This is a genomic window from Ruegeria sp. AK11, from assembly GCF_056541095.1.
Genome location: NZ_JBQFXU010000006.1, coordinates 135,327 through 148,885 on the forward strand (window position 1 = coordinate 135,327; position 13,559 = coordinate 148,885).

Here is a 13,559-nt window from a genome sequence, read left to right on the forward strand (position 1 = left end):
AACCGCAGCCTATGGCGGGGCTTAACGTTCTGGAATGAAAGACAATCCTGATACAAGCTGTCGCAGGCCAAGGGCCGCTCCGGCAAAGATCGCCGCAAAGGTTATGGGCGCACTATAGGCCAGCAGAGAAAAAGCGGAGATGCCTTGTCCGACACTGCATCCAACCGCAATTATTGCTCCGGGCCCCATTATCGCCGCCCCCAGCATCTGCCGCTTAAGCTCACGTGGATCTTCGCAGGCTTCCCAGCGGAAATGACCTTTTGACCATGACCCGAGGAAAGCACCAATCAGAACCCCTGAAACCGAACCGACCGCAAACGAGAGCGTGTTGCCTGAGGCGGTCATGAGATAGAACACGGTATCACCCAAAGGCGCGGCAAACGTGTGTGTTTGCAAGGTCTCACCTTCAAACCCGTGTGTGGCCACCCAATTGGTGCCAAGCCAGCCTGAAACGACTGCCAATCCGACCGCCGCACCCCATAAAACCTGCGCAGGTGATTTGCGAAACCGATCATTTGTCAGGGCAAATACTACTATGGCAGAGCCGACAAGCGTTCCTGTAACCCATGCCGGTGTCGACGTCAGCCGTTCGGCAAGGAAGCTGACGCTTTGAGGATTACCGAGATCCATGGCTTCGGGGAAAAGCCAGATCCTGACGTAGGCCAGAGGGCCGGACATGACCACATATGCGGAAAGGCCCACGATCAGGACAATGACGAATGACCGAAGGTCGCCGCCGCCAAGGCGTGCAAGCGCGCCATAGCCGCAGTTTCCGCTGATGGCCATGCCATATCCGAACATCAATCCGCCAATGACCGATCCGATCGGATTCCATGTCTGCGCAATATAGGTCGTGCTGAGCGGATCAATCCACCCTAACGCCATGCCCAAATGGCTGCCGACAATCGCAACACCTATCGCAACGGCCCACATACGCAGGCGCCGGTCGTCATTTGCATAAAGATAATCTTCAATCGCACCCAAGGTGCAGAACCGCCCAATGCGCGCGGCAAGACCAAGTACAATGCCGCCAACCAGACCGATCAGCGCAACTGTATTGGCGTCTCCCAGAAGTTCGAACATGGCCAGTCTCCTCCCAAAGCTGGCGGTGTTTCTCGCGGGCTTCTATTTGTCCCGACAGAAAAGATTGTAGACGACTTCCAGAATCTGAGTCGACCGGTCGTCCGCCAATCTGTAGTAGATCGTTTTGCCTTCGCGTCGTGTCTTGACCAGCCCTTCAAAGCGCAAGCGGGACAATTGCTGGGAAACGGCAGCCTGTCTGGCCGACAACATTTCCTCCATCTGCGTGACGGATTTTTCCCCTGATGACAAATAGCACAGAATCATCAGCCGCCCCTCATGGCTGATCGCCTTGAGGAAATTGGACGCCGTCTGGGCGTTATCCATCATCCTATCCAAGTCCTCGTTGCACATGTCCTTGGTGAACACGGGCAGTTTCGACGGTTTGTCCAACACGATCATCTCGCTTTCGTGGCTTCACGTATTCAAAACAGTATATGTAAATCCCGAGGATTTAACCAGAGCTCTCGATCTTAACTCCGGCGTCACGTAGTAAAACACCCAATAGCCCCCAGAAAAAGTCTTCGCCAGGATAACCCTCGATCCGGCCGATTTCGTGACCGTCCTCCAGCAATACAAAGGTCGGCGTATAAAAAAGCGGCCGGTCCAGAGTAATCCCTTCGGGCGTGGTTGCGTGGATGTCCGTTCGTTGCAGTGGGGCAGCTTTTCCTTCCGTTGTCAGCGGGTAGATCTCGGAAATTTCGGCGTCCCAGCGGGCGCACCACATACACCCGTCTTCTTCGGCCATCAGCAACACCATTTCGGCCCGCAACGTAGCAGGCCAGATCAGCAATGTGATGACGAGCAATGTATGTATTACGTGACGCATCAAAAGCTCCGATTGACCTGGGTGGTACACCTTTATTATTTTGAATGTGTGAATAGTAACCTGTCTGGACGGATTTGACCATGCTCGACATCACGTTTGCAGGGGCTCTGATCGCGGGGCTTTTGTCGTTCCTGTCCCCCTGCATTCTGCCCATTGTCCCGTTCTACCTCAGCTATCTTGCAGGCGTCGGGATGGAGCAGATTTCGGCCGGTTCGACGATCACCCCGGATGTTCGCCGTCGGGCGACCCTGTCAGCGATTGCTTTTGCTGCAGGGATCATCACGGTCTTCATGGCGCTTGGGGCCACGGCGTCGATCTTTGGTCAGCTGGTTCGCGCGTATTTCGACATTCTGCGATGGATCGCTGCGCTCATCATCATCGCGATGGGCCTGCATTTTCTGGGTCTTTTCCGCATCGGGTTCCTGTATCGACAGTTTCGTGCAGATATCGGCGAGACGACAAATGTAAGCGTGATCGGGGCATATGTTCTGGGGCTGGCTTTTGCCTTTGGCTGGACGCCTTGCGTCGGGCCGGTTCTGGCGGCGATCCTGTTCACGGCGGCCGGAACCGAGACCGCCTGGCGTGGCGCCGTGCTTTTGTTCGTCTATGGGGTTGGCATGACAGCGCCGTTTGTTCTGGCAGCCTTTCTGGTTCGGCCCTTCATGCAATGGATGGCACGTTTCCGGAAACATCTGGGAATGATTGAAAAGGCGATGGGTGTCTTACTGATTCTTTTTGGCATCCTGATCGCGACCAATTCCATAAATCTAATCGCACAATGGATGCTGGATCACATGCCTTGGCTGGCGGCCATTGGCTAATTCGGGAGAACACCATGAAACGGATAGTATTGTTCTTGATTGCAGGGCTGTTTGCTGGGGCGGTTTCCGCGGCTGAACTGGGGGATGACGGTCTGCATAAAACGCCGTGGATGCGGGACACGTTCAAAGACCTTCGTGAAGACCTTGAAGAGGCGACGGGGGAAGGCAAGCGGCTGGTTCTGTTCATTGAACAACAGGGCTGCATCTACTGCAAAAAGATGCATGAAGAGGTTTTCCCCCAACCCGACCTGTCTGCGTATATCGAGGAAAACTTCTTTGTCGTTCAGCTGGACTTACACGGAAGTACGATGGCCATCGATTTTGACGGAGAAGAAGCCGAGCAAAGATCACTGATGCGCAAATGGGGGATTCTGTTCACCCCTACTTTGGTTTTCCTGCCGGAGGACGTATCAGAGGATGCCACAGCAATCGAGGCGGCCGTTGCGGTCATGCCCGGGGCGTTCTCCAAGGGAACGACCCTCGATCTTTTTACCTGGGTCAATGAAGAACGGTACGAGCTTGATAATGGGGAAGATTTTCAACGGTATCATGCGCGCCGCATTCAAGAACGAAACAATGTTTCGCAAGATTGACGCGGTGCAGTATAAATAAAAAAATTCATTAAGATGAATTTAATGTTGCGATGAACCCTGCCCGTCGACTACGGTACACAGAGGCTTTGGGTCGCAAAGCGCCATCGGCGCGGTAGCAAATGGGAGGGATCATGAAGCTGAGACACTTGACTTTGGCTTGTATCATAACAGGCAGTGCCGCCATCGCGGCAGAAACAGGACCAAAAGAGGTACAGTTCGACGATTATGGCGCGGTGGAGGCTTCATTGACCGGCGTCGCTGGCGATGCGGCAAACGGTGCGGTCATCGTGGGCGAGAAATCCAAGGGCAATTGTGTGGCCTGTCATCAGGTCACGGCTTTGGCGGATATTCCGTTCCATGGCGAAGTCGGTCCGCTGCTGGATGGGGCCGGGGACCGGTGGTCCGAGGCGGAGCTTCGAGGACTGGTCGCAAATGCCAAGATGACGTTTGACGGAACGGTCATGCCGGCTTTCTACAAGGATGACGGCTATATCCGCCCGGGCGACGCCTATACGGGCAAAGCCCCGTCAGGGCCTTTGACGTCAATCCTGACTGCACAGGAAATCGAGGACGTCGTCGCGTTCCTCGCAACCCTAAAAGAACAATAATCACGCTTTCAGGCGTGAATTCGTGAGGATCCAAAGGAGATTGAAAATGGAATTTTCTCGTCGCGAGACTCTGGCTCTTGGTCTGGGCGCTGCGGTCCTGACCCTGATGCCGTTCCGCGCAAATGCGGCTGCAGAAGACGCGATAGCCGCGTTTACGGGCGGTGCAGACATGGCTGACGGCGGTGTGACACTGACGGCGCCGGAAATTGCCGAGAACGGAAATACCGTTCCGATCGAAGTCAGCGCGCCGGGTGCGGCTGCAATCCTGATCGTAGCGGCCGGAAACCCCGAGCCCGGCGTTGCCACGTTCAACTTTGGCCCGCTGGCTGCTGCACAGGCGGCTTCGACCCGCATTCGTCTTGCAGGAACGCAAGATGTCATTGCTGTGGCCAAAATGGCTGATGGTAGCTTTGCCAAGGCTTCGGCAACCGTAAAAGTGACAATTGGCGGCTGCGGCGGCTGATCGCCACGCGCCCTGAAGAACAGGAGAACAACCAATGGCATCCGGTGTAAAACCCCGCGTCAAGGTTCCAAAAACAGCCGCTGCTGGCGAAGCAATCACGATCAAAACACTGATCAGCCACAATATGGAAAGTGGCCAGCGTAAGGATAAGGAAGGCAACGTCATTCCGCGCTCGATCATCAATCGGTTCACCTGCGAGTTTAACGGAGAGCTGGTGATAGACGTGACGATGGAGCCGGCGATTTCGACAAACCCGTACTTTCAGTTCGATGCAACCGTGCCTGAAGCCGGGGAATTCGTTTTCACGTGGTATGACGATGACGGGTCCGTTTACGACACAAAAAAACCGATCGAGATCGCCTGACGGCTCGACCGTAACGGCAGATCAGCGCCGGTGCTTAAAACCTGCGCTGATCACCCAAGGGAGGAACGCAATGAATAAAAAAGCACTCACGGCGATCGCGGCAGTTCTGGCTTTCCCGATTTCAGTGGCAGCTGGACCTGACGAAGACAAGCTGGTGATCAACGAAGAGCTGGAAATGGTTTCGGTGACCGAGGCCCCGGCCCATGTCGAGAACTTCGATACGATCTACTCGGGGTGGCATTTCAGAACCGATGAAACGCAGGCGTTGCAGATCGACGATTTCGACAACCCGGCTATGATTTTTGTCGACCAGGCGGCTGATCTTTATGAGGCTGTCGATGGCGCGGCTGGCAAAAGTTGCTCTTCGTGCCACGATGATGTGGAAAGCTTCAAAGGGCTGCAGGCGTCCATGCCGAAGGTCGATGCGGATACCGGCAAGCTGGTTGTGATGGAAGATCTGATCAACAAGTGCCGTACGGAACGCATGGAAGCAGATGCGTGGAAATGGTCTGGTGCCGATATGCAGGGCATGGTCGCGCTGATTGCCTTTCAGTCACGAGGGCTGCCCATGAATGTCGCCATTGATGGCGATGCTGCCCCATATTGGGAGCAGGGCAAGGAAATGTACTACACCCGATATGGTCAGCTGGAGCTGAGCTGCGCCAACTGTCACGAAGACAACTGGGGCAACATGATCCGGGCCGACCATCTGAGCCAAGGGATGGTCAACGGTTTCCCGACTTATCGTCTGAAACAGGCCAAGCTGATCTCGCGCCACAACCGTTTCCGCGGCTGTATTCGTGATACACGCGCTGAAACCTTTGCTGAAGGTTCGGACGAATTCCGGGCATTGGAGCTTTATGTGGCATCGCGCGGCAACGGGCTTTCGGTCGAAACGCCGGCCGTGCGTCAGTAACAAAGAACCCGCGCCGGGATTCCCGGGCGCGGGTTTTTCATTTCTACTACATTCACACATTTATATGTGAAACAGGAAAGCCGACAAATGATATCGCGACGTGATTTTCTACAGGTCTCCATGGCGGCCTCAGCGCTGTACGGGGCATCCGGTTTCGGGAACTGGGCAAGGCTGGCGGCCCAGCAAAGCCTGACCCAGGACCAGTTGCTGGAATTTGAGACCTTTGGAAATATCAGCCTGATTCATATCACGGATATCCACGCGCAGCTCAAACCGATCTACTTCCGCGAGCCCGAGGTCAACCTGGGCATCGGAGACGCGCGCGGGCAAATGCCGCATGTGACGGGGGCCGCGTTTCGCAAGGCTTACGGGATCGACGATGGCAGCCCGTCCGCCTATGCGCTGACCTACAATGACTTTGCTTCATTGGCGAAGACCTATGGCCGCGTCGGAGGACTTGACCGGGTTTCGACCGTTATCAACGCCATCCGTGCCGACCGGCCAGATGCGCTGTTGCTGGATGGGGGCGATACCTGGCATGGCTCGTATACCTGCTATCAGACGGCGGGTCAGGACATGGTCAACGTGATGAATGCACTCAAGCCCGATGCGATGACATTCCATTGGGAGTTCACGTTGGGCAGCGAGCGGGTCAACGAGATCGTTGAAGGTTTGCCTTTTGCGGCGCTGGGTCAGAATATTTTTGACGCGGAATGGGATGAACCTGCGGAGCTTTTCAAGCCCTACAAGTTCTTCGAACGCGGCGGGGCCAAGGTTGCCGTTATCGGGCAGGCTTTCCCGTATATGCCAATTGCCAACCCCAGTTGGATGTTCCCGGAATACTCGTTCGGGATCCGGGATGAGAACATGCAGGCCATGGTGGACGAGGTGCGCAACGCAGGTGCCGATGTAGTCGTCGTCCTCAGCCATAACGGCTTTGACGTGGACAAAAAGATGGCGAGCCGCGTTCAGGGGATTGATGTAATCCTGAGCGGTCACACCCATGACGCTTTGCCTGAACCGGTTCTAGTCGAAAAGACGCATATCATCGCGTCCGGCTCGAACGGCAAATTCGTCAGCCGCGTTGATCTGGACGTGCGGGATGGCCAGATGATGGGGCTGAAGCACAAGCTGATCCCGATCTTTTCAGACGTCATCGCGCCTGATCCGGCAATCACGGCCCTGATCAACGAACAGCGCGCACCATATGATGCGGCACTAGGCGAAGTGATCGGCAAGACGGACTCGCTGCTGTATCGGCGCGGAAACTTCAATGGCACGTGGGACGATCTGATCTGCGATGCACTGATCAGCGAGCGCGAGGCAGACATTGCCATGTCGCCGGGTGTGCGCTGGGGTCCGTCGATCCTGCCCGGTCAGGAGATCACGCGTGAGGATATCTGGAATGTCACTTCGATGTCCTATCCGAATGCGTATCGTACGGAAATGACGGGTGAATTCATTCACGTGATCCTCGAGGATGTTGGCGACAACCTGTTCAACCCCGATCCCTATTACCAGCAGGGTGGCGACATGGTGCGTGTCGGCGGCCTTGGATACCGTATCGATGTCACCAAACCGCAAGGGCAGCGGATCAGCGACATGACCCTGCTCAAGACGGGTGAGGCGATTGATCCGGCGAAATCCTATGTTGTGGCCGGTTGGGCCAGCGTCAACGAGGGCACCGAAGGCCCGCCCATCTGGGATGTCGTCGAAAACCACATTCGTAATCAGGGCACCGTCACCGTCGAGCCGAATACATCGGTCGAGGTGATCGGAGCCTGACAGCGCGAACCGAATGTCAAACATTGAATACAAGATTTGCTGATCGAATGACGGAGGCAAACAAAATGAGCGAGAATCCAAGGGCAAAAGCCCCATCGCGTCGCCAGTTTCTAAGCGGTGCTGCCGCGGTTGGCGTAGGTGCGGTCGGTGCCTCAGCGGCGCGCGCCGCAGGCCCTGACCCGCTGATCACTCAGGTTCAGGAATGGGCACAGGCAACGGGCGAAGGTGTAGATGCAACCCCCTACGGCCTGCCAATCCAATTCGAGAGTGATGTCGTACGGCGCAACGTCGAGTGGTTGACCGCAGACACAATCAGTTCGATCAATTTCACGCCGATCCACGCGCTGGACGGCACGATCACCCCGCAGGGATGCGCATTCGAGCGGCACCATTCGGGTGCGATCGAACTGAGCAAGGCGGACTACCGTCTGATGATCAACGGTCTGGTCGAAACTCCGCTGATTTTCACATATGAAGATCTGGAACGTTTCCCGCGCGAGAACCGTATCTATTTCTGCGAATGCGCTGCCAATACGGGTATGGAATGGGCCGGTGCGCAGCTCAACGGCGCGCAGTTCACGCACGGAATGATCCACAACATGGAATATTCCGGTGTTCCGCTGCGCACTCTGCTGGAAGAGGCCGGGGTAAAGCCCGAAGGCAAATGGGTTTACGTAGAAGGCGCCGATGCTTCCTCGAATGGTCGCTCGATCCCACTGGAAAAGGCAATGGATGACGTACTTGTTGCGTTCAAGGCCAATGGTGAGGCTTTGCGCAAGGAGCACGGATATCCCGTTCGTCTTGTCGTTCCCGGCTGGGAAGGCAACATGTGGGTCAAGTGGTTGCGCCGGGTCGAGGTCACCGAGATGGCTATCGAAAGCCGCGAAGAGACATCCAAGTATACGGATACTCTCGAAGACGGAACATCACGCAAGTGGACATGGGTCATGGACGCCAAATCGGTCGTCACATCGCCCAGCCCGCAAGCGCCGATCACGCATGGGCCGGGGCCGTTGGTGATCACCGGGTTGGCCTGGTCCGGGCGGGGCTCGATTACCGGCGTCGACGTGTCGGTGGATGGTGGCAAGAACTGGGTTCCGGCACGTCTGGCGGCCCCCGGGACAGACAAGGCGCTGACCCGGTTTTATCTGGACTATAACTGGGACGGTTCAGAGATGCTGTTACAGGCCCGCGCGAAGGATTCGACCGGTTACGTCCAACCCAGCAAAGCTCAACTGCGGGACGTGCGGGGCGAGAACTCGATCTACCACAACAATTGTATCCAGACCTGGTGGATCAAGGAAAACGGAGAGGCGGAAAATGTCGAAGTATCGTAAGCTATTGGCCGCCTCGGCCCTTGGGTTGAGCGTGGCGGTTCCAGCCCATGCAGACAAGCTAGGACTTGGGCGCCCTGCGTTGCCCGAAGAAATCGCGGCGTGGGACCACGACATTGCACCTGACGGAACCGGATTGCCCGAAGGTTCTGGCGACGTGTTCACCGGCGAAGAGGTCTTTGCCGAACGGTGCGCGATCTGTCATGGCGATTTTGCTGAAGGTGTGGACAACTGGCCGAAACTGGCGGGCGGCGAGGGCACGCTTGCAGATAAAGACCCGCTGAAAACAGTGGGCTCTTACTGGCCGCACCTTTCGACGGTATGGGATTATGTGAACCGTTCGATGCCGTTTGGAGACGCACAAACGCTGGAGCCTGACGAAGTTTACGCGATTGTCGCTTATATACTGTATTCCAACGACATCGTTGATGATGAGTTCACGCTGTCGCACGAAAATTTCCTTGAAGTGGAAATGCCGAATGCCGGGGGTTTCATCGTGGATGACCGCGAAGCGGCCGAGGCGCATTTCTGGACGGATGAGCCATGCATGACGGATTGCAAAGAAGGCGTGGAAATCACCAAGCGCGCCGCCGTTCTGGATGTAACGCCTGACGAAGCCGGGGCTGACAGTCCGGACCAGGCGGCTGTTTCCGAAGAAGCATCCGTCGAAGTCGATGAACCTGCTGAGGACATAGCGGCACTTGATCCTGAGATGATCGAAAATGGCGAAAAAGTTTTCAAGAAGTGCAAGTCCTGCCATCAGGTCGGGGACGGGGCCAAGCATCGCACCGGTCCGGCACTGAACGGTGTCGCCGGTGCCAATGCGGCTGGTGCCGAAGGCTTTAAGTACTCTCAGGCGATGAAAGCTGCTGCCGAGGATGGGTTGGTTTGGACAGATGAAGAAATGGCTGCATTTCTGGCCAAACCCAAAGCCTATATGAAGGGGACACGTATGTCCTTTGCCGGCCTCAAGAAACAGGATGATATCGACGCTGTCATTGTTTACCTTAAGTCGTTCGGAAGCTGATCATGTGGCGGCGGTGGGCAACAGGTGTCATGTTTGCTGCGAGTATCCTGGCAACCGCTGCCGCCGCGACTGAGGACCTTGGCGATGCAGCAGCTGGCAAACTTGTGTTTGCCCAATGCGAAGGATGTCATCAGGTCGGCGCGGGCGCTGAAAACAGGATCGGTCCGCACCTGAATGGTATTTTTGGCCGCCGGGCTGCCGGGCTTGAGGAGTTCACCTATTCCAAAAGCCTGATCCGTGCGGGTACCTCGGGTCTGGAATGGCATGCCGACACATTGTCGGCTTACATTGAAAACCCCCGCGCATTCGCATCCGGCACCAGAATGAGCTTTCGCGGGCTCGAGAACCCGGAAGACCGGGCCAATGTAATTGCCTATTTGCGTGTGTTTTCCGACAACCCGCAAGACATCCCCGAAGCCGACCCAACGGCAAAGGGAACGGACCATTCCGTCAACCCCGAAATCCTCGCGATTCAGGGCGATCCCGAATATGGCGAATACCTGAGCAGCGAATGCACGACGTGCCACCAGATAGAGGGTGGCGATGATGGGATTCCTTCGATCGTTTACTGGCCCGACCAGGATTTTGTTGTCGCCATGCACGCCTACAAGGACAAGCAGCGGCCCCATCCCGTCATGCAGATGATCGCGGGCCGCCTGAGCAGTGATGAGATCGCGGCATTGGCCGCTTACTTCAACAACCCACAGTGACAATGCCTAAGGGGAGGAAACGCGATGACACTCGACAGACGGACATTTCTGGGAACCGCAGGGGTACTTGCTGCCGGGCTGTCGGCCCCGATGGTGCTGGCGCAGGGCAAGCCCCGTGTCGTGGTGATCGGGGGCGGGGCAGGCGGCGCAACCGCGGCGCGCTATATCGCCAAAGACAGCAAGGGTGAGATTGATGTCATTCTGATCGAGCCGTCCAAAACATATTACACCTGTTTTTTCTCGAACCTGTATCTGGGCGGGTTTCAAGAGCTTTCGGACATTGCGCACAGCTATGGCACGCTTGCCGCAAAATACGGTATCAACGTGGTTCACGATTGGGCCGTGGGTGTCGACCGCGACGCCAAAACTGTCTCATTGGCGGGTGGCGGATCTATTCCTTATGACAAATTGATCCTGAGCCCGGGTATCGACTTTGTCGACGGCGCGGTCGAGGGGTGGGATGTAACTGCACAGAACAAGATGCCGCATGCGTATAAGGCGGGCTCTCAAACCGAGCTGTTGAAGGCGCAGGTTCTGGCGATGCCCGAAGGCGGAACCTTTGCGATGGTCGCACCACCGAACCCGTTCCGTTGCCCGCCCGGACCTTATGAGCGGGTTTCGATGGTTGCGCATGTTCTGAAGGCGAACAATCCGACAGCGAAAATCATCATTGCTGATCCGAAAGCCAAATTCTCCAAGATGTCTTTGTTCCAGGAGGGGTGGGCCGACCACTACGAAGGCATGATCGACTGGATCGGAGAGGATTTTGGCGGCGGCAATGTCTCGGTCAATCCGGATGCCATGACGGTGACCATCGACGGTGAAGAAACCAAGGTCGACGTCTGCAACGTGATCCCGGCCATGAAAGCCGGGCGTATTGCGGAAATGGCCGGTGTAACCGATGGCAACTGGGCACCGGTGAACGCGGCGGACATGTCATCGAAAGCTGATCCTGACATCTATGTTCTTGGTGATGCCAGCCAGCAAGGTGACATGCCGAAATCCGGTTTTTCGGCCAACAGCCAGGCGAAAGTCTGTGCCAATGCGGTTCGTGGCGCATTGACCGGATCAAAGATCTTCCCGGCCAAGTTCTCGAACACGTGCTGGTCGCTCATTGATACGGATGACGGGGTCAAGGTCGGTGCGACTTATGAGGCGACGCCTGAAAAGATTGCCAAGGTGGATGGCTTTATCAGCCAAACCGGCGAAGATTCCGACCTGAGAAAAGCAACCTACCAAGAGTCGCTGGGTTGGTATGCTGGTATCACATCGGACATGTTCGGCTAAGAAACGCCAAGGCTTTGACCGGTGTCAAAGTCTTGGCGGTGAAATCTGAAGAAATGTGGTTCAGGAGGAGGAACATCATCATGAAACACTTTATCGCATCAGCCGCACTTTCAGTTGTATTGGCAAACCCGGTTATTGCTGAGGAGGTCATTGCCGTTCCCTTTGACGGGAGCTTTGATGATGCAACCTTTGCCGTTGAATCAGCAATTGTTGGGCAGGGGCTGGTTATCGATTATGTGAGCCATGTTGGTGACATGCTGAATCGGACGGGGGCGGATGTCGGCAGCGACAAGCAGATTTTCACAGCCGCTGAAATATTTATCTTCTGTTCCGCAAAGCTCTCGCGCGAGATGATGGAGGCCGACCCGATGAATATCGGCTATTGCCCCTACGGGATCTTTGTGGCCGAGGACGAAGGCGGTGTCAAAGTGGGCTACCGAAGCTATCCTGACGGACCGATGGAGAAAGTCGAAGCCCTGTTGGCCGGTATTGTAGAAGAAGCCGTTGGAAACTGACATGGACTACCAACAGTATTTTCGTGACCAGCTGAGGCAATTGCAGGACGAAGGAAATTACCGGGTCTTCGCCGAGCTTGAGCGTCATTGCGGAGCATTTCCAACTGCACACAACCACGCAGAAAACGGACCTGAGAAAGTTACGGTCTGGTGCTCGAACGATTATCTGGGAATGGGTCAGCATCCAAAGGTCCTGGCGGCCATGCACCGGGCGATTGATGGCTGTGGCGCAGGGGCTGGCGGGACCCGGAATATTTCGGGGACCACCCATGAACATGTTCTGCTTGAGCAGGAGCTTGCAGATCTGCATGGCAAGGAAGCAGCACTGCTTTTTACGTCCGGGTATGTTTCAAATTGGGCTGCATTGGGAACTCTGGCCTTCGCGAATTCCCGGTATCACGGTTCTGTCCGACGAATTGAACCACGCATCGATGATCGAGGGTATCCGCCACAGTCGTTGCGCAAAGCGGGTCTGGAAGCATAACGATTTGAAGGACCTTGAGCGACATCTCATGGAACTGCCGTTCAACGCGCCAAAACTGATCGCGTTTGAAAGTGTGTATTCGATGGATGGCGATATCGCACCGATTGCCGAAATCTGCGATCTGGCGGATCGGTACGGCGCGATGACCTATCTGGACGAGGTTCATGCAGTAGGGCTTTACGGCCCGCGCGGTGGCGGCATTGCCGAACGCGAAGGGTTGATGGATCGCCTGACAGTCATCGAAGGCACGTTGGGCAAAGCGTTCGGCGTGGTTGGTGGGTATATCGCGGCGTCAAAGGAACTTGTCGACTTTGTCCGTTCCTTTGCCAGCGGGTTTATCTTTACTACCGCGTTGCCACCGGCCGTCGCCGCCGGCGCAGCAGCATCCGTTCGGCACCTAAAGCAAAGCAATGCGGAACGGTGTTTGCATCAGCAACGCGTAAGCGAGGTTCGAGGCAGGCTGGACGCTTTGGGCATTCCGCACACGCCCAACCCAAGCCATATTATCCCGGTCGTGGTCGGTGACCCGGTCAAGTGCCGCTTCATCTCGGATGTTCTGATGCGCGACTATGGGATTTATATCCAGCCGATAAACTATCCCACTGTCCCGAAAGGCACCGAACGTCTTCGGATCACACCGTCGCCTGTACATTCGTCAGAAGATGTGACCCGGTTGGTCGAGGCATTGGGTGCGTTGTGGACACAGTGTCAGCTTGCGCGCAAGCCAATGGCTGCACAGTGAG

15 protein-coding genes and 1 pseudogene are annotated in these 13,559 nt (G+C 56.1%); 13 read left to right on the forward strand and 3 right to left on the reverse strand.

The genetic code is table 11. The annotated features are described in order from the left end of the window. Window positions 1-21: 21 nt before the first annotated feature. Genes ACR0D9_RS14650 through ACR0D9_RS14660 form a run of 3 tightly spaced genes read right to left on the reverse strand, consistent with a single transcriptional unit; the run spans window position 22 to window position 1,909 of the window. Entirely contained in the window at window positions 22-1,083 is a 1,062-nt protein-coding gene (locus ACR0D9_RS14650; RefSeq protein ID WP_480488020.1) for a YeeE/YedE family protein, read from the reverse strand. 42 nt (window positions 1,084-1,125) lie between these two features. Further along, window positions 1,126-1,482, reverse strand: coding sequence for a metalloregulator ArsR/SmtB family transcription factor (locus tag ACR0D9_RS14655; protein ID WP_480483447.1), 357 nt, complete (start codon window positions 1,480-1,482; stop codon window positions 1,126-1,128). Window positions 1,483-1,534: 52 nt separating this feature from the next. Then, complete coding sequence (locus ACR0D9_RS14660) at window positions 1,535-1,909, reverse strand: hypothetical protein (RefSeq protein ID WP_480488022.1); 375 nt, start codon at window positions 1,907-1,909, stop codon at window positions 1,535-1,537. A gap of 80 nt (window positions 1,910-1,989) precedes the next feature. On the opposite strand from ACR0D9_RS14660, the gene ACR0D9_RS14665 reads away from it, so the two are divergent. From ACR0D9_RS14665 to hemA, 13 genes and pseudogenes are all read left to right on the forward strand, one after another. Beyond that, on the forward strand, window positions 1,990-2,730 hold the full coding sequence (locus tag ACR0D9_RS14665; RefSeq protein ID WP_267366182.1) for a cytochrome c biogenesis CcdA family protein: 741 nt from the start codon (window positions 1,990-1,992) through the stop codon (window positions 2,728-2,730). 14 nt (window positions 2,731-2,744) lie between these two features. After that, a complete protein-coding gene (locus ACR0D9_RS14670) occupies window positions 2,745-3,323 on the forward strand; it encodes a thioredoxin family protein (protein ID WP_480488024.1) in 579 nt (192 codons plus the stop codon). A 131-nt stretch (window positions 3,324-3,454) separates the two neighbouring features. Then, the gene (gene soxX, locus ACR0D9_RS14675; RefSeq protein WP_267366181.1) at window positions 3,455-3,931 is read left to right on the forward strand and encodes a sulfur oxidation c-type cytochrome SoxX; all 477 of its coding nucleotides are present in this window, start codon (window positions 3,455-3,457) and stop codon (window positions 3,929-3,931) included. Window positions 3,932-3,977: 46 nt separating this feature from the next. After that, window positions 3,978-4,394, forward strand: a complete 417-nt coding sequence (gene soxY, locus ACR0D9_RS14680) for a thiosulfate oxidation carrier protein SoxY (protein ID WP_209507502.1) — start codon at window positions 3,978-3,980, stop codon at window positions 4,392-4,394. Window positions 4,395-4,428: 34 nt separating this feature from the next. Further along, window positions 4,429-4,758: a thiosulfate oxidation carrier complex protein SoxZ gene (soxZ, locus tag ACR0D9_RS14685; protein WP_209507503.1), complete on the forward strand. Its 330-nt coding sequence runs from the start codon at window positions 4,429-4,431 to the stop codon at window positions 4,756-4,758. Window positions 4,759-4,828: 70 nt separating this feature from the next. Continuing rightward, window positions 4,829-5,674 carry a sulfur oxidation c-type cytochrome SoxA gene (soxA, locus tag ACR0D9_RS14690; protein ID WP_480539213.1) on the forward strand — a complete coding sequence of 282 codons (846 nt, stop codon included), beginning with the start codon at window positions 4,829-4,831 and terminating at the stop codon, window positions 5,672-5,674. A gap of 87 nt (window positions 5,675-5,761) precedes the next feature. Further along, a complete protein-coding gene (gene soxB / locus ACR0D9_RS14695; RefSeq protein ID WP_480539215.1) occupies window positions 5,762-7,459 on the forward strand; it encodes a thiosulfohydrolase SoxB in 1,698 nt (565 codons plus the stop codon). A 65-nt stretch (window positions 7,460-7,524) separates the two neighbouring features. Beyond that, window positions 7,525-8,796, forward strand: coding sequence for a sulfite dehydrogenase (soxC, locus tag ACR0D9_RS14700; protein ID WP_480539217.1), 1,272 nt, complete (start codon window positions 7,525-7,527; stop codon window positions 8,794-8,796). After that, on the forward strand, window positions 8,780-9,820 hold the full coding sequence (locus ACR0D9_RS14705) for a c-type cytochrome (protein WP_480483435.1): 1,041 nt from the start codon (window positions 8,780-8,782) through the stop codon (window positions 9,818-9,820). The genes soxC and ACR0D9_RS14705 overlap by 17 nt, the downstream gene beginning before the upstream one ends. Window positions 9,821-9,849: 29 nt before the next feature. Further along, complete coding sequence (locus ACR0D9_RS14710; protein WP_480483433.1) at window positions 9,850-10,530, forward strand: c-type cytochrome; 681 nt, start codon at window positions 9,850-9,852, stop codon at window positions 10,528-10,530. A gap of 24 nt (window positions 10,531-10,554) precedes the next feature. Further along, window positions 10,555-11,817, forward strand: a complete 1,263-nt coding sequence (locus ACR0D9_RS14715) for an FCSD flavin-binding domain-containing protein (protein WP_480488031.1) — start codon at window positions 10,555-10,557, stop codon at window positions 11,815-11,817. An 80-nt stretch (window positions 11,818-11,897) separates the two neighbouring features. Beyond that, window positions 11,898-12,332, forward strand: a complete 435-nt coding sequence (locus tag ACR0D9_RS14720) for a DUF302 domain-containing protein (protein WP_480488033.1) — start codon at window positions 11,898-11,900, stop codon at window positions 12,330-12,332. A 1-nt stretch (window position 12,333) separates the two neighbouring features. Beyond that, window positions 12,334-13,558 (forward strand): annotated as a pseudogene (hemA, locus tag ACR0D9_RS14725) (5-aminolevulinate synthase). The last annotated feature ends 1 nt before the right edge of the window (window position 13,559 follow it).